The following is an 18,604-nucleotide window of genomic DNA, read 5'->3' on the forward strand; positions in this document are numbered from 1 at the left end:
CGCCGCCCGGCGGCGCGATCAATCAATTGTCGTCGTCGTCACCGCGCTGCGGCTGGGCCGACCGGCGGTCCCCGCTGCGCGAATCCTGCATGTATTCCCGCACCCGGCCGCGGTCGTCGACCACCTTGACCCGATGCATGTCGCGGCCGTCGTACTGCACGCGCTCGACCGAAAGCACTTCGCCGCGGGTGTCCCGCTCGATCCGGCGAACTGCGTCGGACGCGCTGTCGCGGCGCTGCTGGCGGCGCAGGAAGTCCTCGTTCGCGCCTTGCTGCGATGGCGCCTGTTGCTGCGGCTGCATCCACGGCGGCGGTTGGCCGCGGTCGCCGTTGCGGGCCTGCGGATACGGCGGTGCCTGCTGTGCCAGCGCGGCCGGCACCGCACCCAGCAGGGCGAGGGCGACGAAGCTCGACAGGGCGCGTGGACGGCAGGACATGGGTTGCGTGTATCCAGAATCTTGGTGCGGGGCCATTCTTGGCGCCGCGGAGTGAATCCGCCCTGAAGTCTAGCGCAGGCCATGACCCGCCATTCAGGTCGGTGCGAAGCGTATTCGTGATGCCGGTCTCAGAAAATCTCGCTCACGCAGCAGCGCAGCGAGCCGCCGGCCGCCTCGATGGCGTCCAGTTCAACGGTTTCCACGCGGAAGCCGGCGTCTTCCAGCACCCTGCGATGCGCGGGCGCCAGCGCACGGCCGGCGCCCGCGCTCATCCACGCCACGTCGTCACTGACCGCGATGCAGTTGCCGACGAAGGCCGCGTGCTCGGCCTCGCTGCACAGCACCGCGTGCGGGGCGTACAGCGCGGCGATGGTCTCGGCGACGGACGGCTCGGCGAAGCCCTTCGGGCAGGCCACCACGGCGCGGCCGGCCAGCACCGCCAGCACCACGTTGGTGTGGTACTCGCCGGGCGCCAGATCGAACAGCAGCGTCGCGCGCAGGCCGAAGGCCGCGTGCATCAGGCGGGCGCCGTCCTCGTCGCAGCGCTCGGACAGGCCGCAGAAACCGAGGCCGCGGGCGCGGTCGATCACCAGAGAGCCGGTCAGCTCGCAGGGATGCGTCTGAGCATCCAGCGCGACCTCCTCATAGCCCAGCACGTCGCGGAAAAACCCGCGGATGTCGTCGCGCGCGGCCTCGCGCCGGCGCACTTCGTGGCGCATGCGGCCGACGATGGCGCAGCCGGCGGTGGTGCCGTATACGTTGTTGGGAAACAGCGCGTCTGGCGTGTCCTGGCGGCCGGCAAAGCAGATCGCCGGCACCTGCGCGGACAGCGCGCGGTGCAGGTCGCGGTGCTGCTGCGAGGCGCGAACCGGGTCGAACGCCGCCGCGTCGGCCATGTAGGTGTTGTCCTGCGCCGACTGCTCGGCGAGCGCAAAGCCGTCGGGTGCGATCAGGAATACGGCGCGCGCGGTGGCCGGGCCGAAGTCGGTGGGCGTCTGCCGGAACAGTTCGGAAAAGGCTGCGGCATCACGTGTGATCATGCAGGGCAGGCTCTCGTTCGGTGAGGGACAGGGCGCGCTCGACCAGCGACCAGTCGGCGCCGGGCTTGTGCGCGCCCTCGCTCAGGGTCTGGCGAAACGCGCGCCCGCCGGGCTGGCCGGAAAACAGCCCGAGCAGGTGGCGCGTAATGTGCTTGAGAAACACCCCGCGCGCCAGCTGCGATTCGACATAGGGCCGATAGGCGCGCAGCAGGTCGCCGCGCGATCGTTGCACGCCGCCGAACCAGCGCACCGACAGTTCGTGCAGCAGGTACGGCGTGTGATACGCGGCGCGGCCGAGCATCGCGCCATCGACGTGCTCCAGATGCGCGGTCGCCTCGTCGGCATCGGCGATCCCGCCGTTGACCACCACCCGCAAGTCCGGGCGCTCGCGCTTGAGCCGGTACGCCCAGTCGTAGCGCAGCGGCGGCACCTCGCGGTTCTCCTTCGGACTCAGTCCTTTCAGCCAGGCGTTGCGCGCATGCACCACGAACATCCGGCAACCCGCCTCGGCGATGGTGTCGATGAAGCGCAGGAAATGCGTGAACTCGTGATCGTCGTCCACCCCGAGCCGGCACTTCACGGTGACGGGCACCTCCGGCACCGCCGCGATCATCGCCGCCACCGACTCGGCCACCAGCGCCGGTTCACGCATCAGGCAGGCGCCGAAGCGTCCGGCCTGCACGCGATCGGACGGGCAGCCGCAGTTGAGGTTGATCTCATCAAAGCCCCAGTCCGCCGCGATCCGCGCCGCCTGCGCCAGCAGCGCCGGCTCGCTGCCGCCCAACTGCAACGCCACCGTATGCTCGCACGGATCCATTGCCAGCAGCCGCGCGCGATCCCCCAGCACCACCGCGTTGGCATGCACCATCTCGCTATACAGCCGCGCATGCGGCGCCAGCACGCGATGGAACACGCGGCAATGCGAATCCGTCCAGTCCATCATCGGGGCGACGGACAGCTTCAATTCCGCAGAGGCGATCACGGGCGAGGCGGGCATAGCCGCGCATTGTACGGAGCACAGGCGGGTGCGATGCGAGACAATGCGCCATTCGCTACGCCACGACCTTCGCCAAGATGAACACCCGCTACCGCAAACGCCTGCCCAGAACCGACCTGGACTTTTTCGACGCCCGCGCGGCGGTTGAGGCAATCAAGCCCGGCGCCTGGGGCGGCCTGCCCTACACCGCACGGGTGCACGCCGAGAACATCGTGCGCAAGGCCGAGCCGGCGCGGATCGACGATTTCCTGACGCAGCTGATCGAACGCCGCCGCGACATGGACTTTCCGTGGTTCCCGGCGCGGGTGGTGTGCCATGACATCCTCGGCCAGACCGCGCTGGTGGATCTGGCGGGGCTGCGCGAGGCGATTGCCGCACAGGGCGGCGATCCGGCGCAGGTCAATCCAGTCGTGCCGGTGCAGTTGATCGTGGACCACTCGCTGGCGGTGGAAGCGCCCGGCTTCGACAAGGAGGCGTTCGCGAAAAACCGCGCCATTGAAGACCGTCGCAACGCCGACCGCTTCGACTTCATCGAATGGACGCGGCTGGCGTTCGACAACGTGGACGTGATCCCGGCCGGCAACGGGATCATGCATCAGATCAATCTGGAAAAAATGTCGCCGGTGGTCTACGTCCGCGATGGCGTGGCGTTCCCCGACACCTGCGTCGGCACCGATTCACACACGCCGCACGTGGACGCGCTGGGGGTGATTGCCGTCGGCGTGGGCGGGCTGGAAGCGGAAAGCGTGATGCTGGGCAATCCGTCGTGGATGCGCCTGCCCGACATCGTCGCGGTGGAACTGACCGGCAAACCGGGCGCGGGCATCACCGCCACCGACGTGGTGCTGGCGCTGACCGAATTCCTGCGCCAGCAGAAGGTAGTCGGTGCGTATCTGGAGTTCCGCGGCGAAGGTGCCGCTGCGCTGACGATTGGCGATCGCGCCACCATTTCCAACATGGCCCCGGAATACGGCGCCACCGCAGCGCTGTTTTTCATCGACGACAACACCCTCGATTACCTGCGCCTGACCGGGCGCGACGATGCGCAGGTGGCGCTGGTCGAAACCTACGCCCGACACTGCGGCTTCTGGGCCGACGATCTGCGCGACGCGCAGTACGAGCGCACCCTGCATTTCGATCTGTCCAGTGTCACGCGCACGCTGGCCGGCCCCAGCAATCCGCATCGGCGCCTGCCGGTGACGGCGCTGGCCGAACGCGGCATCGCCGACGAGGCCAAGCTCGACGCCGCGCAGCGGGACGAGGCGCGCGGCCTGATCCCCGATGGCGCCGTCATCATCGCCGCCATCACCTCCTGCACCAACACCTCCAACCCGCGCAACGTGATCGCCGCCGCACTGCTGGCGCGCAACGCCAACGCGCGCGGGCTGACCCGCAAACCGTGGGTGAAGACCTCGCTGGCGCCCGGCTCGAAAGCGGTGCAGCTGTATCTGGAAGAAGCGAACCTGCTGCCCGAGCTCGAACAGCTGGGCTTCGGCATCGTCGGTTTCGCCTGCACCACCTGCAACGGCATGAGCGGCGCGCTGGATCCGGTGATCCAGAAGGAAGTGATCGAGCGCGACCTGTACGTGACGGCGGTGCTGTCGGGCAACCGCAATTTCGACGGCCGCATCCACCCCTACGCCAAGCAGGCGTTCCTGGCCTCGCCACCGCTGGTGATCGCCTACGCCATCGCCGGCACGGTGCGCTTCGACATCGAAAAGGACGTGCTGGGCCTCGACCACGACGGCCATCCCGTGCGGCTGAAGGACATCTGGCCCGGCGATGCCGAAATCGACGCGGTGGTACGCGCCAGCGTCAAGCCGGAACAGTTCCGCCGCATCTACGAGCCGATGTTCGCCACGCGCGCCAAAACCAGCGCCAAGCCGCTGTACGACTGGCGCCCGATGAGCACCTACATCCGCAACCCGCCGTACTGGGAAGGCGCGCTGGCCGGCGAGCGCACGCTGACGCACATGCGCCCGCTGGCGGTGCTGGGCGACAACATCACCACCGACCACCTGTCGCCGAGCAATGCGATCCTGCCGACCAGCGCCGCCGGCGAATATCTGGCGAAGATGGGCCTGCCGGAAGAGGACTTCAATTCCTACGCCACTCACCGCGGCGACCACCTGACCGCGCAGCGCGCCACCTTCGCCAACCCCAAGCTCATCAACGAAATGGCGGTGGTGGACGGCGAGGTGAAGCAGGGCTCGCTGGCCCGCGTCGAACCGGAAGGCGAGGTGATGCGCATGTGGGAGGCGATCGAAACCTACATGCAGCGCAGGCAGCCGCTGTGCATCATCGCCGGCGCCGATTACGGCCAGGGCTCATCGCGCGACTGGGCGGCCAAGGGCGTGCGGCTGGCCGGCGTGGAAGCCATCGTCGCCGAAGGGTTCGAGCGCATCCATCGCCAGAATCTGGTCGGCATGGGCGTGCTGCCGCTGCAGTTCCAGCCCGGCACCACCCGCAAGACCCTGGCCATCGACGGCAGCGAAACCTTCAGCGTGCGCGGCACGCCCGCCCCCGGCGGCGCGCTGACGCTGCTGGTCGAACGCCGCAACGGCGAGCAGGTCGAAGTTCCCGTCACCTGCCGGCTGGATTCCGACGACGACGTGACGACCTACCAGGCCGGCGGCATCCTGCCGCGCTTCGCGCAGGATTTCATCGCGGCGAAAGCGGCGGCGTGATGTTCCTTCTCCCCGCTGCGCGGGGAGGTGTTCCCGAGCGGCTGCGGCCTGCGCCGGGTCGAATTTTCCTTCTCCCCGCTGCGCGGGGAGAAGAGCCTGCCCCCGCGAAGGCGGGGGGGCCCGAAGGGCGGATGAGGGGGCGCTTGCGCACCATTCCCGGTCGGCGCACACTTCAATGGCAAACTTTGCCATAGGAGCCGACATGGCCACCATGAACATCTCCCTGCCCGACGAGCTCAAGCAGTTCGTCGACCAGCAGGTCGCCGCAGGCGCCTACGGCTCCAGCAGCGAATTCCTGCGCGAGTTGATTCGCAAACAGCGCGACGTGGAAAAACTGCGCCAAATGCTGCTGGATGGCGCCAATTCCGGGCCGGCCACGCCAATGGAACCGGATTTCTTCGACAAGATGCGCGAACGCGCCCATGCAAGGACTGCCGGCTAGTGAAGCCGCTGCAATGGCATCCGCTCGCGAGGCTTGATGCCGATGAAGCTGCGGACTGGAACGCCGCACAAGGCGGTTTGGCGTTGGAACTCCGATTCATTCAGTCCCTGGACACCGCCATTGCACAGGTCGCCGACCAGCCCGGCATGGGAGCACCACGCTATGCCGATGTGTTGAAACTGCGCGGCCTGCGCTTCTGGCCGCTCAAGGGTTTCCCGTACCTGGTCTTCTATCTGGAACGCAACGCGCACATCGACATCTGGCGCGTGCTGCACGCGCAGCGCGACATTCCGGTGTGGATGGGGGAGAGTCTCGAATGAGCCGGCACAATGACAACGACCGCCTCGACGCCGACACTCCACCCTTCAACGTGCGATAGCCACACGAGACAAGCGCCCCCATGCGTATCAGGGAAAGCACCATCGAGCAGGAGTTGATCGAGAAACTCGGCGAGCTCAAGTACGTTCTGCGCCCGGACATCCACGACCGCGCGGCGCTGGAACGCAACTTCCGCGAGAAATTCGAGGCCCTGAACCGTGTCCGCCTGACGGATGCAGAGTTCCAGCGCCTTCTTGAGGAAATTGTCACCCCCGACGTGTTCAAGGCCGCGCAAGTCCTGCGCCATCGCAACGCCTTCACCCGCGACGACGGCACGCCGCTCAACTACACGCTGGTGAACATCAACGACTGGTGCAAGAACGATTTCGAGGTCGCCAGCCAGCTGCGCATCAACACCGACTACAGCCACCACCGCTACGACGTGATCCTGTTGATCAACGGTGTGCCCATCGTGCAGATCGAGCTGAAGACACTGGGCATCAACCCGCGCCGCGCCATCGAGCAGATCGTCGAGTACAAGAACGATGTCGGCAACGGCTACACGCGCACCCTGTTGTGCTTCATCCAGCTGTTCATCGTCAGCAACCGCGACTCCACCTACTACTTCGCCAACAACAACGCGCGGCATTTCAGCTTCAACGCCGACGAGCGCTTCCTGCCCATCTACCAGTACGCCGCGCCGGACAACGGCAAGATCACCGGCCTGGACGCCTTTGCCGATGCCTTCCTGCCCAAGTGCACGCTCGGGCAGATGGTCAGCCGCTACATGGTGCTGGTGGCCAGCGAGCAGAAGCTGTTGATGATGCGGCCCTACCAGATCTACGCGGTCAAGAACATCGTCGAGTGCATCGACAAGAACCTCGGCAACGGCTACATCTGGCACACCACCGGCAGCGGCAAAACGCTCACCAGCTTCAAGGCCTCGACCCTGCTCAAGGCCAATCCCGCCATCGAGAAATGCCTGTTCGTGGTGGACCGCAAAGATCTGGATCGCCAGACCCGCGAGGAGTTCAACCGATTCCAGGAGGGCTGCGTCGAGGAGAACACCAATACCGGTGCCCTCGTGCGTCGCATGCTGTCGGATGATGCCGCCGACAAGGTCATCGTCTGCACCATCCAGAAGCTCGGCCTGGCGCTGGACGAGAACAGCAAGCGCAACAGGAGCCGCGAGAAGCACGGTCTGGTCAGCCACGCCGAACAGCTCGAAGCCCTGCGCGACAAGCGCATCGTCTTCATCTTCGACGAATGCCACCGCTCGCAGTTCGGCGACAACCATCAGGCCATCAAGGAATTCTTCCCCAGGGCCCAGCTGTTCGGCTTCACCGGCACGCCGATCTTCGAGGAAAACGCCAGCTACAAGCGCATCGAGGGCGACGAACAGACGTTCAAGACCACCGAAGACCTGTTCCAGCAGTCGCTGCACGAATACACCATCACCCACGCCATCGAGGACAGGAATGTCCTGCGTTTCCACGTCGAGTATTACAAGCCCGACGGAAAGAACGCCCCCAAGCACGGCGAAACGCTGGCCAAGCGCGCCGTGGTCGATGCCATTCTCGCCAAGCACGATGCCGCCACCGGCGGACGCCGCTTCAACGCCCTCCTCGCCACCGCGTCCATCAACGATGCCATCGAGTATTTCGAGCTGTTCAAGGCCGCGCAGGCGGAAAAGCAACGGACCGAGCCGGATTGGCAACCGCTTAACATCGCTGCCGTGTTCTCGCCGCCGGCCGATGTCAGCGCCGATGTGCGCCAGCTGCAGGAAGACCTGCCGCAGGAACTGGAAGACAACAAGAAGGACCCGGACGCCAAGAAAGCCGCGCTGAAGGCCATCATCGCCGACTACAACGCGCGCTTTTCCACCAACCACCGCATCGAGGAGTTCGACGCCTACTACCAGGACGTTCAGCAGCGCATCAAGGATCAGCAGTTCCCCAACGCCGATCTGCCGATGAAAGGCCGAGAGAAGCTGGATATCACCATCGTCGTGGACATGCTGCTCACCGGCTTCGACAGCAAGTATCTCAACACCTTGTACGTGGACAAGAACCTCAGGCACCACGGCCTGATCCAGGCGTTTTCCCGTACCAACCGCGTGCTCAACGACACGAAACCCTACGGCAACATCCTCGACTTCCGTGGCCAGCAATCGGCGGTGGATGCCGCCATCGCGCTGTTCTCCGGCGCCAAGGCCGACAAGGCGCGCGAAATCTGGTTGGTGGACACCGCGCCGGTGGTCATCGACAAGCTGAAAGAGGCGCGAGCCAACCTCGACAGCTTCCTCGCCTCGCAGGGGCTGGGCGGCAAGCCCGAGGACATTGCCAACCTCAAGGGCACAGCGGCCAAGGTCGCCTTCGTCAAGCACTTCAAGGACGTGCAGAAGCTGCAGACCCAGCTCGACCAGTACACCGACCTGACCGCCGAGCAGCAGGCGCAGATCGAGGCCATCCTGCCCAAGGACGAACTGCGCAGCTTCCGCGGCCAATACCTGCAAAAAGCCGAGGAACTGCGCGCCGACCAGAAGAAACCGGGCAATCTGGACGAAGCCACCCGCAACGAGGTCGAACAGCTCGATTTCGAGTTCGTGCTGTTCGCTTCCAGCACCATCGATTACGACTACATCATGAAGCTGATCGCCGACTACTCGGGCAAGGCGCCGGGCAAGGCCAGCATGAGCCGCGATCAGTTGATCGGCCTGATCGCCTCCGACGCCAAGTTCATGGGCGAGCGCGAAGACATCAGCGAATACGTGCGCGGTCTGAAGGCGGGCGAAGGCCTGAGCGAAGACGCCATCCGCGCCGGCTACGAAAAGTTCAAGGCCGACAAGGCCGCGCAGGACATGGCCGCGCTGTCCGCAAAGCACGGCCTGCTGGTGGCGGAGGTGCAGGCCTTCGTGGACGGGATTCTTGCCCGCCGCATCTTCGATGGTGAACAGCTCACCGAACTGCTTGCGCCGCTCAACCTTGGCTGGAAGGCGCGCGCGCAGGCCGAACTGGCGCTGATGCGCGACCTGCTGCCGCTGCTGAAGAAGCGGGCGGGTGGTCGGGAGATCGCCGGGCTCAAGGCCTATGAGGATGCGCAGTGATGGCGAGGAAGGGCGATAAGGCGACTGTGCCGAAGGTGCGGTTCCCGGAGTTTGTGGGTGCTCAGAATTGGAGCGTCACGCCGATGGGGAGCTTGTATGCCTTCATGCGGAACAACTTGCTCTCTCGAGACAAGCTGAACTACGAGCGCGGAGTAGCCAAGAACATTCATTACGGCGACATCCACACCAAGTTTCAGGCGCTATTCGACATCACCAGAGAGCGCGTCCCGTTCATCAATGAAAGCGAGTTAGTACCCGGTGCAGATTCTGATGATTACTGCGTTGAAGGAGATCTGATTTTTGCGGATGCCTCCGAAGATATGCGCGATGTTGGCAAGTGCATCGAGGTCGTTCGATTGGCTGGTGAGCGCTTACTGTCGGGACAGCACACGATCTTGGCGCGTCGGAAAGATGACGCCTTAGTCATCGGGTTTGGCGGGCATTTGTTTCGATCCGGCCTGATTCGTTCGGGGATCGAGAAAGAGGCGCAAGGAACGAAGGTCTACCAAATTTCTTCATCGCGTCTTGGTGGCATCGACATCACGTACCCGAGCGACAAGGGCGAGCAACAAAAAATCGCCGATTGCCTGACCTCGCTGGAGGAGGTGATCGCCGCGCAGGGCCGGAAAGTGGACGCGTTGAAGGCCCACAAACGCGGCCTGATGCAGCAACTCTTCCCCCGCGAAGGCGAAACCCGCCCCCGCCTCCGCTTCCCCGAGTTCCGCGATGCGCCGGAGTGGGAAGTTAGCGAGCTTGTGAATGTCTGTGAAGTGCTAAATAACCGGCGTGTTCCAATTGCTGGTGGAGAAAGGCGAGCCGGACCTTATCCATACTACGGTGCAAGTGGAGTAGTTGATTACGTTGATAACTTTATCTTCGACGAACGTCTTCTCTTGGTTGGAGAAGATGGCGCAAAGTGGGGGGCATTTGAGGCAACTGCCTTCATCGTAGATGGAAAGTATTGGGTGAACAACCATGCACACGTTTTGAGGCCAACAATCGTTATCGATACTCTTCTGGAAAATTATCTAACCATGATTGATCTGGCTGGATATGTTTCGGGGCATGCGCCGCCGAAATTGACACTGGCCAAACTGAAGAGCATTCCCATTTTGTTTCCTGCATCTAAGTTGGAACAACAACGTATCGCCGACTGCCTCTCCTCCCTCGACACCCAAATCGCCGCCGAGGCCAACCAGCTCGCCGCCCTCAAGATCCACAAGCAGGGCCTGATGCAGCAGTTGTTTCCGACGCAGGGGCCTAGTCAATGACGCTCGACGAGATTGCCGCTGCTCTGAAGAATGATGATGCGCGCATCATCATTGCGTACGCCTTCAACGCCACTGGCAAGACGCAACTGTGCGTGTCATACAAGAATGCAACGAAGAACGATGACGGAAGCCATACTGGCGTTTATTACAACGCCTATAGCGAGGATCTTTTTGTATGGAACAACGATGAGGAAAATGCTGGCGAGAGCATCCGGCTCAACGTATTGCCAAGTAGCTTGAGCAGATTTCACACGCTGCTAACAGAAGACAACATCCGCGACAAGCTTAAGCCCTACAAGCCTAAGTACGGATTTGCGCTGAATTTCAATGAATCCGATCCGGAGAAGGGTATCGAGTCGATTTCTTTCTTTGTTCCGAACCAGAATCCTGACGAAGACCAGAAGTCGATCAAAATCTCACGCGGCGAAGAGCGGATTTTCGTCTGGTGTTTCTTCCTTGCATTGTTCGAAGTTGAAGGATGGGCGGACAGACAATCCAGTCACTTCTTTATCGATGATCCGGTATCCAGCCTGGACGATCACAATATCTTCGTCACGGCAGCGACACTGTTCGATCTTATCGAGAGCCAGTACGACAAGCGCAAGATTATTGTCACAACGCATCACATGGGCTTGTTCTCCGTCCTGAGTGACTGGCTCACAAAAGGCGAGAAGAAGGATAAGTTCAAGAAAGCCACGAAGCTGTACATCCTTAGCTCGAAATCGGGCTCTCTCGAACTAGAAAGCTGCCGACAGGATGTGTTTCTGTACCATCTCCGCATCCTGCAGCAGTTGGCTATTGCGCGCCAGGCGAAGGATGTTCGCGCATATCACTTTGTGCTGCTTCGGCAGGTGCTGGAAAACGTGGCGTCGTTCCTTGGTGTCGGCCAGTTCAGCTACGTGCTCAGTCAGATAGGCATTGACGACCCCAGTCGCTCGGCCGATATAGTTAATGCCTTATCCCACAAGAAGATCTATTACTACGAATCGGACATGGTTGTTCCGGATAACTTGGAAATCTTTAACGAAGTGATGGATGGGCTCCTTGGCAAGTTCAACTTCGTACTGCATGCGGAGTGATGCATGAGCAACCTGATCCTCTACACCACCGAGGACGGCCACAGCCGCATCCAGCTGCGCGTCGATAGCCAGACGGTCTGGCTGACGCAGGCGGAGATGGCGGAGCTGTTCGACGTCTCCACCGACAACATCAGCCTGCATCTGAAAAACATCTTTTCAGACAAGGAGTTGGAACCTGAACGAACTACCGAGGAATCCTCGGTGGTTCAACGGGAGGGCGGGCGCGAGGTGCGCCGACCGGTCACGCTCTACAACCTCGACGCCATCTTGGCCGTGGGCTACCGGGTGCGTTCCCCGCGCGGCGTTCAGTTCCGCCGCTGGGCCACCACCGCGCTCGGAGAATACCTGCTCAAGGGCTTCGTCATGGACGACGAGCGCCTGAAGAACCCGGATGGCCGTCCGGACCACTTCGACGAGATGCTGGCGCGCATCCGCGACATCCGCGCCTCAGAGAAACGCTTCTACCAGAAGGTGCGCGACCTGTTCGCCCTGAGCGTGGACTACGACAAGACCGACCGCGCCACGCAGGCCTTCTTCGCCACCGTGCAGAACCTGCTGCTCTATGCGGTGACCAGGCAGACCGCCGCCGAGCTCATCATGGCGCGCGCCAACCCGGACGACCCGCATTTCGGCCTGCGTGCATGGAGCGGCGGACGGGTACGCAAGCAGGACATCCTGATCGCCAAGAACTACCTGAGCATCGATGAGATCGACACCCTCAACCGTCTGGTGACGATCTTCCTGGAGACCGCGGAATTGCGGACCAAGAACCGCCAGGAGATTCCCATGCGCTTCTGGATGGAGAATGTGGGCCAGATCATCAGTTCCAACGGCTTTCCTTTGCTGGCCAATGCCGGCTCCGTCAGCCACGCGCAGATGGAGGCGGAAACGAACACGCGCTACCTCGCCTTCGACGAACAGCGCAAACAGCAGGAAGCGCGGGCCGCCGATGCCGCCGACGAGGCCGAACTGGCCGCCATCGAAAACAAGATCAAACGACGCTTGAAACCATGACCGAAGACGACCAGAAACAACTCGGCAAGACCCTGTGGGCCATCGCCGATCAGCTGCGCGGCAGCATGAACGCGGACGACTTCCGCGATTACATGCTGTCGTTCCTGTTCCTGCGCTACCTGTCGGACAACTACGAGGCGGCGGCGAGGAAGGAGCTGGGATCGGACTATCCCGACCCGGCAGCCATCGGCAACGGCGGCAAGACGCCGCTGTCGATGTGGTATGCCGCCAATCCGGACGACGTGGAGCAATTCGAGCGCCAGATGCGCCGCAAGGTGCACTACGTCATCAAGCCCGAATTTTTGTGGGGCAACATCGTCCATCTGGCGAAAACCCAGAGCGACACGCTGCTCAATACGCTGCAGAAGGGCTTCAAGTACATCGAGGAGGAGTCGTTCGAGAGCAAGTTCCAGGGCTTGTTCTCGGAAATCAACCTTGCCTCGGACAAGCTGGGGCGCAATTACGAGAGCCGCAACGCCAAGCTGTGCGCGGTCATCAGCGAAATCGCGCGTGGCATGGCGCTGTTTTCCACCGGCAGCGATACCCTGGGCGATGCCTATGAATACCTGATCGGCCAGTTCGCCGCCGGTTCCGGCAAGAAGGCCGGCGAGTTCTACACGCCACAGCAGATTTCCAACATCCTGTCCGCCATCGTGACGCTGGATAGCCAGGAACCGAAAACCGGCCCACGCGGGTCGCTTTCCAGCGTGCTCGATTTTGCCTGCGGGTCCGGCTCGTTGCTGCTCAACATCCGCCACCGCATGAAGGACGCCGGCGGCAATATCGGCAAGATCGTCGGGCAGGAGTACAACGTCACCACCTACAACCTGGCGCGCATGAACATGCTGTTGCACGGGGTGAAGGACACCGAGTTCGAGATTTTCCACGGCGACACGCTGAAGAACGACTGGGACTGGCTGCGCGAAACCAACCCGGCGAGAAAGCCGCGATTCGATGCGGTGGTCGCCAACCCGCCTTTCAGCTATCGCTGGGAGCCGGGCGAGGCGATGGCGCAGGACCCGCGCTTCAAGAACCACGGCGTGGCGCCGAAGAGCGCGGCCGATTTCGCCTTCCTGCTCCACGGCCTGCATTACCTGAAAGATGACGGCGTGATGGCCATCATCCTGCCGCACGGCGTGTTGTTTCGCGGAGGCAAGGAAGCGGACATCCGCCGCAAGCTGCTCGACGACGGGCATATCGACACGGTGATCGGCCTTCCAGCCAACCTGTTCTACTCCACCGGCATTCCGGTGTGCATTCTGGTGTTGAAGAAATGCAAGAAGCCGGACGACGTGCTGTTCATCAACGCCGCCGAGCACTTCACCAAGGGCAAGCGCCAGAACCAGCTGAGCGATGCGCACATCGAGCGCATCGTCTCAACGTATCGCAACCGCACGGAGCAGGAACGCTATTCCCGCCGTGTGCCGATGCGGGAGATCATCGAAAACGATTACAACCTGAACATCTCCCGCTATGTCAGCACGGCGGAGGCGGAGCAGGAAATCGACCTCGCGGCGGTGCATGCAGACTTGACGGCGATTGAAACGGAGATCGCCAAGGCAAAGAAACGGCACAACGCTTTCCTTGAAGAACTGGGATTGAAGCCGCTGCCTTGAACTGGCCCCACGGTCGGCTGCCTCCGTCAATTTTTCTGCCAGTTGAACCGGGCTAAACTTCACGGTAGTCCGGCCAGCCAGGTCGGTGATGTTTCGAGACACGATTTCATGGCCCACGCCCCCCAACGCCGCATCCCCGCCACCTACATGCGCGGCGGCACGTCGAAAGGCGTGTTCTTCCGGCTGGAAGACCTGCCCGAGGCCGCGCGCGTGCCCGGCCCGGCGCGCGATGCGCTGTTGATGCGGGTGATCGGTTCGCCCGATCCCTACGGCAAGCACACCGACGGCATGGGCGGTGCCACTTCCAGCACGTCCAAGTGCGTCATCATCGCGCCCGCGTCCGTGCCCGACCACGACGTGGACTATCTGTACGGGCAGGTCAGCATCGACACCGGCTTCGTGGATTGGTCGGGCAACTGCGGCAACCTGTCTACGGCGGTGGGGTCGTTCGCGGTCGCCAACGGCTTCATTCCGGCGGAGCGCATTCCGCACAACGGCAGCGTGACGGTGCGGGTGTGGCAGGCCAATATCGGCAAGACCATCCTGGTGCATGTGCCGATTGCCGATGGACAGGTGCAGGAAACCGGCGATTTCGAGCTGGATGGCGTCACGTTCCCGGCGGCGGAGATCGTGCTGGAGTTCCTCGATCCGTCGGACGACGACGATGCGGGTGGCTCGATGTTTCCGACCGGCAATTTGATCGACGATCTCGACGTGCCCGGCGTCGGCACGCTGAAAGCGACGATGATTACCGCCGGCATTCCGACCGTGTTCGTGAACGCCGCCGACCTCGGCTACGACGGCACGGAATTGCAGCCGGCGATCAACGAGGACAGGGCCGCGCTGGCCAGGCTCGAAGCCATCCGCGTGGCCGGCGCGCTGCGCATGGGCCTGATCCGCACGCCGGAAGAAGCCGCCACCCGCCAGCACACGCCGAAGGTGGCGTACGTCGCGCCGCCGAAGGATTACGCCGCGTCCAGCGGCAAGCGCATCGCCGCAGGCGACATCGACATCAACGTGCGCGCGATGTCGATGGGCAAGCTGCACCACGCGATGATGGGCACCGCCTCGGTTGCCATCGCCACCGCGGCGGCGGTGCCGGGCACACTGGTGAATCTCGCGGCGGGCGGCGGAACGCGCGATGCCGTGCGCTTCGGCCATCCGTCCGGCACGCTGCGCGTGGGCGCATCGGTCGAGCAGCGCGACGGGCAATGGACGGTGACGCGCGCGGTGATGTCGCGCTCCGCGCGCGTGCTGATGGAAGGCCGGGTGCGCGTGCCGCAGGACTGAGTCTGCGCGCGCTTCCCTGGCGGCGGTTGATCCACGTCAACGAAACCCGATACGGCGGCCGGCTTCACGCGCATTTCCGAAGCCCGGCGTAGCGTGGCTTGCGAAAATGCAATCCGGTTTTGCAAGAGCGCCCGCATGTCTTCTTTCAACGACAATGTCCGTCCCGACTGGGACGAGGTGATCGTCCGCATCGTCGATTACGTCCGCGACTTCGAGCCGCAGACCGACCTCGCCTGGCGCACCGCGCGCCACATGCTGATCGACTCGCTCGGTTGCGCGCTGGAAGCGCTGGAATATCCGGCCTGCACCAAGCTGCTCGGGCCGCTGGTGGAAGGCGCCAGCCTGCCCGGCGGCGCGCGCGTGCCGGGCACGTCCTACGAGCTCGATCCGGTCAAGGCCGCGTTCGACATCGGCGCGACGATCCGCTGGCTGGACTACAACGACACCTGGCTGGCCGCCGAGTGGGGGCATCCGTCTGACAACCTCGGCGCGATCCTCGCGGTGGCCGATTGGCTGGCGCGCAAGGGCCACCCGCTGACGATGCGCCAGGTGCTCGAATGCGCGATCAAGGCGCACGAAATCCAGGGCGTGATCGCGCTGAAGAATTCGTTCAACCAGGTCGGACTGGACCATGTGGCGCTGGTCAAGCTGGCCTCGACTGCGGTGGCCGGAAAGCTGCTCGGCCTGACCCGCGAGCAGTCGCTGGCGGCGCTGTCGCAGGTATTCGTCGACGGCCAGTCGCTGCGCACCTATCGCCACGCGCCCAACACCGGCTCGCGCAAGAGCTGGGCGGCGGGCGACGCCTGCTCGCGCGCGGTGCGGCTGGCGCTGATGGCGCAGACCGGCGAGATGGGCTATCCGGGCGCGCTGACTGCGCCGGCGTGGGGTTTCTACGACGTGTCTTTCCAGGGCCGCCCGTTCCGCTTCGAGCGCGACTTCGGCAGCTACGTGATCGAGAACGTGCTGTTCAAGATCAGCTACCCGGCCGAGTTCCATTCGCAAAGCGCGGTCGAGGCGGCGATGACCCTGCACCAGCGGTTCCAGGAGCTGGGCCGCAGCGTTGAAGACGTCGAGAAGATCGTGATCCGCACCCACGCCGCCTGCGTGCGCATCATCGACAAGCAGGGCCCGCTGGACAATCCGGCCGACCGCGACCACTGCATCCAGTACATGGTCGCGGTGCCGCTGATCTTCGGCCGCCTGACCGCCGCCGACTACGAGGACGGTGTTGCTGCCGATCCGCGCATCGACGCGCTGCGCGCGAAGATCCGCTGCGTCGAAGACCCCGACTTCACCGCCGACTACCACGACCCGGACAAGCGCTCGATCGCCAACGGCCTGAACGTCACCTTCAAGGACGGCACCAAGCTTGATGAAGTGCTGGTCGAATACCCGATCGGCCACCGCCGCCGCCGCGCCGAAGGCATCCCGCTGCTGGAGGCCAAGTTCCGCCGCAACCTCGCCCGCCGCTTCGACGAGGCGCGCCAGCAGCGGATCCTCGACGTGGCGCTGGATCAGGCCAGGCTGGAAGCGATGCCGGTGCAGGACTTCATGGCGCTGTTCGTGGCCTGAGGGCGGGTGATGGGCCCGCGGCGCCCGCGACCGGCGGGCGCCAGTCCGGCCTCCGGATCGATCTCCTTCCCCAACGCAGCGACAGTCAACCGCGCCGGGGCTGGATCGAGCGCACGCACGACGCCATTCCCGAACGCGCCGGGACGTTGAGATGACAGCAGGGACGGGGCCTGTGGACACCGCTCCGTTCCCGATCCGAAGTCCGCATCCCCCCGCCTTTCCGGGGGCAACGCGCTGACGCCGTCTGTTCGAATTCCCCCCGCTGCGGGTTTTGATTCTTTCGTTTAGCGGAAGTTTTTCTTTCATTCTGCAACCCCTGATTCTTGCAATCAGCGGGCACTGATTCTTACAATCAGCCGATGCCGGAAACTGCCCTTTACCCCCGCCAGGCCGCGCCGCTGCTGCGCGAAGCGCTGACCGATTCGCCGGTGGTGCTGGTGCATGGGCCGCGCCAATGCGGCAAGTCCACGCTGGCAAGGATGGTGGGCGAGCCGCTGGGCCATGCCTATCTGAGCTTCGATGATGAAACGACGCGCGCCGCTGCCGAGGCCGACCCGGTGGGTTTCGTGGATCGCCTGCCGCAGCGTGTGATTCTGGATGAGGTGCAGCGGGTGCCGACGCTGTTCGACACGCTCAAGCACGCGGTGGATCACAGACGCACACCGGGTCGTTTCCTGCTGACGGGTTCGGCCAATGTCCTGCTGCTGCCCCGCCTGGCCGATTCCATGGCCGGGCGCATGTCGGTGCTGCGCCTGCATCCCTTGGCGCAGTGTGAGCTGGCCGGGCGAACGGGGACGTTCCTGGATCGGCTGTTCGCCGCCGACTTCAAGGCCCGGCGCAGCCAGCGGCTGGGTGGACGACTGGTCGACGCCGTCGTCGCAGGTGGCTATCCCGCCGCGCTGGCACGGACCAGCGCACGGCGACGCGTGGCCTGGTACCGCGACTACATCGAAGCGCTGGTGCAGCGCGATGTACGCGACATCAGCCATATCCATTCGTTGGAGGCCCTGCCGCGTCTGCTGAAGGCGGCGGCGGCGCAAACCGCGCAGCTGTTCAACGCCAGCGACCTCGCGGCCCCCTTTCAGCTCAGCCGCCCCACAATCGCCGATTACGTGACCCTGCTGGAACGGGTCTTCCTGCTGGAACGCCTGCCGCCTTGGTACAGCAACCGCATCAGCCGCCTGGTCAAGACGCCCAAGCTGCATCTGGGCGATACCGGCCTGGCCTGCGCGCTGCTGGGCGTGGATGCAGCCGCTCTGGCCGATGACCGGGCGCTGTTCGGCCACCTGCTGGAAACCTTCGTGTTCCAGGAACTGCGCCGACAGGAAAGCGGCGGCGACACGGGCATGGCGTTCTTCCACTATCGCGACCGCGAGGGGGTGGAAGTGGATGTCGTGATCGAGCGCGGCGCACGTGCTCTGGCCGGCGTGGAGGTCAAGGCGGCGGCCAGCGTCACCGAGCGCGATTTTCGAGGTTTGGCCAAGCTGCGCGATGCGACCGGCAAACGCTTCATGGCGGGTGTGGTGCTGTACGACGGCGAGGCCGCGCTGGGATTCGGCGATCGCCTGTTCGCCGTACCCATCCGGGCACTGTGGCAGACGGCGTGATGCCGTCGATGCCGGAGAACGGGACATGAGGCCCCTCCGATTGAAAACCCTCGACGTCGCGCTGGATCAGGCCAGGCTGGAAGCGATGCCGGTGCAGGACTTCATGGCGCTGTTCGTGGCCTGAGGGCG

At 63.9% G+C, this 18,604-nt stretch carries 14 protein-coding genes; 11 read left to right on the forward strand and 3 right to left on the reverse strand.

Translation table 11 applies throughout. The annotated features are described in order from the left end of the window. Positions 1–22: 22 nt before the first annotated feature. The 3 genes from Q0X16_RS07225 to dusA all read right to left on the reverse strand — a co-directional run bounded on the left by Q0X16_RS07225 (position 23) and on the right by dusA (position 2,473). Entirely contained in the window at positions 23–436 is a 414-nt protein-coding gene (locus Q0X16_RS07225) for a hypothetical protein (RefSeq protein ID WP_297832610.1), read from the reverse strand. Between the two features lie 128 nt (positions 437–564). Next, positions 565–1,476 (reverse strand): arginine deiminase-related protein, encoded by a 912-nt coding sequence (locus Q0X16_RS07230; protein WP_297832613.1) that lies wholly within the window; start codon positions 1,474–1,476, stop codon positions 565–567. Continuing rightward, the gene (dusA, locus tag Q0X16_RS07235; protein WP_297832616.1) at positions 1,463–2,473 is read right to left on the reverse strand and encodes a tRNA dihydrouridine(20/20a) synthase DusA; all 1,011 of its coding nucleotides are present in this window, start codon (positions 2,471–2,473) and stop codon (positions 1,463–1,465) included. Before dusA ends, Q0X16_RS07230 begins: the two co-directional genes overlap by 14 nt. A 77-nt stretch (positions 2,474–2,550) precedes the next feature. On the opposite strand from dusA, the gene acnD reads away from it, so the two are divergent. The 11 genes from acnD (at position 2,551) to Q0X16_RS07290 (ending at position 18,475) form a co-directional block, all read left to right on the forward strand. Then, positions 2,551–5,160, forward strand: a complete 2,610-nt coding sequence (gene acnD / locus Q0X16_RS07240) for a Fe/S-dependent 2-methylisocitrate dehydratase AcnD (RefSeq protein ID WP_297832618.1) — start codon at positions 2,551–2,553, stop codon at positions 5,158–5,160. A 202-nt stretch (positions 5,161–5,362) separates the two neighbouring features. Further along, positions 5,363–5,602 (forward strand): type II toxin-antitoxin system ParD family antitoxin, encoded by a 240-nt coding sequence (locus Q0X16_RS07245; RefSeq protein ID WP_297832620.1) that lies wholly within the window; start codon positions 5,363–5,365, stop codon positions 5,600–5,602. Further along, positions 5,602–5,922: a type II toxin-antitoxin system RelE/ParE family toxin gene (locus Q0X16_RS07250; protein ID WP_297832623.1), complete on the forward strand. Its 321-nt coding sequence runs from the start codon at positions 5,602–5,604 to the stop codon at positions 5,920–5,922. Before Q0X16_RS07245 ends, Q0X16_RS07250 begins: the two co-directional genes overlap by 1 nt. A gap of 80 nt (positions 5,923–6,002) precedes the next feature. Continuing rightward, on the forward strand, positions 6,003–9,026 hold the full coding sequence (locus tag Q0X16_RS07255; RefSeq protein ID WP_297832626.1) for a type I restriction endonuclease subunit R: 3,024 nt from the start codon (positions 6,003–6,005) through the stop codon (positions 9,024–9,026). Next, on the forward strand, positions 9,026–10,297 hold the full coding sequence (locus Q0X16_RS07260) for a restriction endonuclease subunit S (RefSeq protein WP_297832629.1): 1,272 nt from the start codon (positions 9,026–9,028) through the stop codon (positions 10,295–10,297). The genes Q0X16_RS07255 and Q0X16_RS07260 overlap by 1 nt, the downstream gene beginning before the upstream one ends. Further along, positions 10,294–11,376, forward strand: coding sequence for an AAA family ATPase (locus Q0X16_RS07265; RefSeq protein ID WP_297832632.1), 1,083 nt, complete (start codon positions 10,294–10,296; stop codon positions 11,374–11,376). Before Q0X16_RS07260 ends, Q0X16_RS07265 begins: the two co-directional genes overlap by 4 nt. A gap of 3 nt (positions 11,377–11,379) precedes the next feature. Further along, entirely contained in the window at positions 11,380–12,390 is a 1,011-nt protein-coding gene (locus Q0X16_RS07270; protein ID WP_297832635.1) for a virulence RhuM family protein, read from the forward strand. Further along, complete coding sequence (locus tag Q0X16_RS07275; RefSeq protein WP_297832638.1) at positions 12,387–14,006, forward strand: type I restriction-modification system subunit M; 1,620 nt, start codon at positions 12,387–12,389, stop codon at positions 14,004–14,006. The genes Q0X16_RS07270 and Q0X16_RS07275 overlap by 4 nt, the downstream gene beginning before the upstream one ends. A gap of 108 nt (positions 14,007–14,114) precedes the next feature. After that, entirely contained in the window at positions 14,115–15,296 is a 1,182-nt protein-coding gene (gene prpF / locus Q0X16_RS07280) for a 2-methylaconitate cis-trans isomerase PrpF (RefSeq protein WP_297832641.1), read from the forward strand. Between the two features lie 135 nt (positions 15,297–15,431). Further along, positions 15,432–16,868 carry a bifunctional 2-methylcitrate dehydratase/aconitate hydratase gene (locus Q0X16_RS07285; protein ID WP_297832644.1) on the forward strand — a complete coding sequence of 479 codons (1,437 nt, stop codon included), beginning with the start codon at positions 15,432–15,434 and terminating at the stop codon, positions 16,866–16,868. 359 nt (positions 16,869–17,227) lie between these two features. Further along, positions 17,228–18,475 carry an ATP-binding protein gene (locus Q0X16_RS07290; RefSeq protein ID WP_297832647.1) on the forward strand — a complete coding sequence of 416 codons (1,248 nt, stop codon included), beginning with the start codon at positions 17,228–17,230 and terminating at the stop codon, positions 18,473–18,475. Positions 18,476–18,604: the final 129 nt, after the last annotated feature.

The organism is Thermomonas sp. (genome assembly GCF_025993755.1).
Taxonomy (GTDB): Bacteria; Pseudomonadota; Gammaproteobacteria; order Xanthomonadales; family Xanthomonadaceae; genus Thermomonas.

Excerpts from the sequence above, each read along its gene's own strand:
- Q0X16_RS07290 (WP_297832647.1), top strand. The coding sequence starts at position 17,228 with ATGCCGGAAACTGCCCTTTACCCCCGCCAGGCCGCGCCGCTGCTGCGC.
- Q0X16_RS07230 (WP_297832613.1), bottom strand. The coding sequence starts at position 1,476 with ATGATCACACGTGATGCCGCAGCCTTTTCCGAACTGTTCCGGCAGACG.
- prpF (WP_297832641.1), top strand. The coding sequence starts at position 14,115 with ATGGCCCACGCCCCCCAACGCCGCATCCCCGCCACCTACATGCGCGGC.
- Q0X16_RS07285 (WP_297832644.1), top strand. The coding sequence starts at position 15,432 with ATGTCTTCTTTCAACGACAATGTCCGTCCCGACTGGGACGAGGTGATC.
- Q0X16_RS07270 (WP_297832635.1), top strand. The coding sequence starts at position 11,380 with ATGAGCAACCTGATCCTCTACACCACCGAGGACGGCCACAGCCGCATC.
- Q0X16_RS07265 (WP_297832632.1), top strand. The coding sequence starts at position 10,294 with ATGACGCTCGACGAGATTGCCGCTGCTCTGAAGAATGATGATGCGCGC.
- Q0X16_RS07255 (WP_297832626.1), top strand. The coding sequence starts at position 6,003 with ATGCGTATCAGGGAAAGCACCATCGAGCAGGAGTTGATCGAGAAACTC.
- Q0X16_RS07275 (WP_297832638.1), top strand. The coding sequence starts at position 12,387 with ATGACCGAAGACGACCAGAAACAACTCGGCAAGACCCTGTGGGCCATC.
- Q0X16_RS07260 (WP_297832629.1), top strand. The coding sequence starts at position 9,026 with ATGGCGAGGAAGGGCGATAAGGCGACTGTGCCGAAGGTGCGGTTCCCG.
- dusA (WP_297832616.1), bottom strand. The coding sequence starts at position 2,473 with ATGCCCGCCTCGCCCGTGATCGCCTCTGCGGAATTGAAGCTGTCCGTC.
- acnD (WP_297832618.1), top strand. The coding sequence starts at position 2,551 with ATGAACACCCGCTACCGCAAACGCCTGCCCAGAACCGACCTGGACTTT.
- Q0X16_RS07225 (WP_297832610.1), bottom strand. The coding sequence starts at position 436 with ATGTCCTGCCGTCCACGCGCCCTGTCGAGCTTCGTCGCCCTCGCCCTG.
- Q0X16_RS07245 (WP_297832620.1), top strand. The coding sequence starts at position 5,363 with ATGGCCACCATGAACATCTCCCTGCCCGACGAGCTCAAGCAGTTCGTC.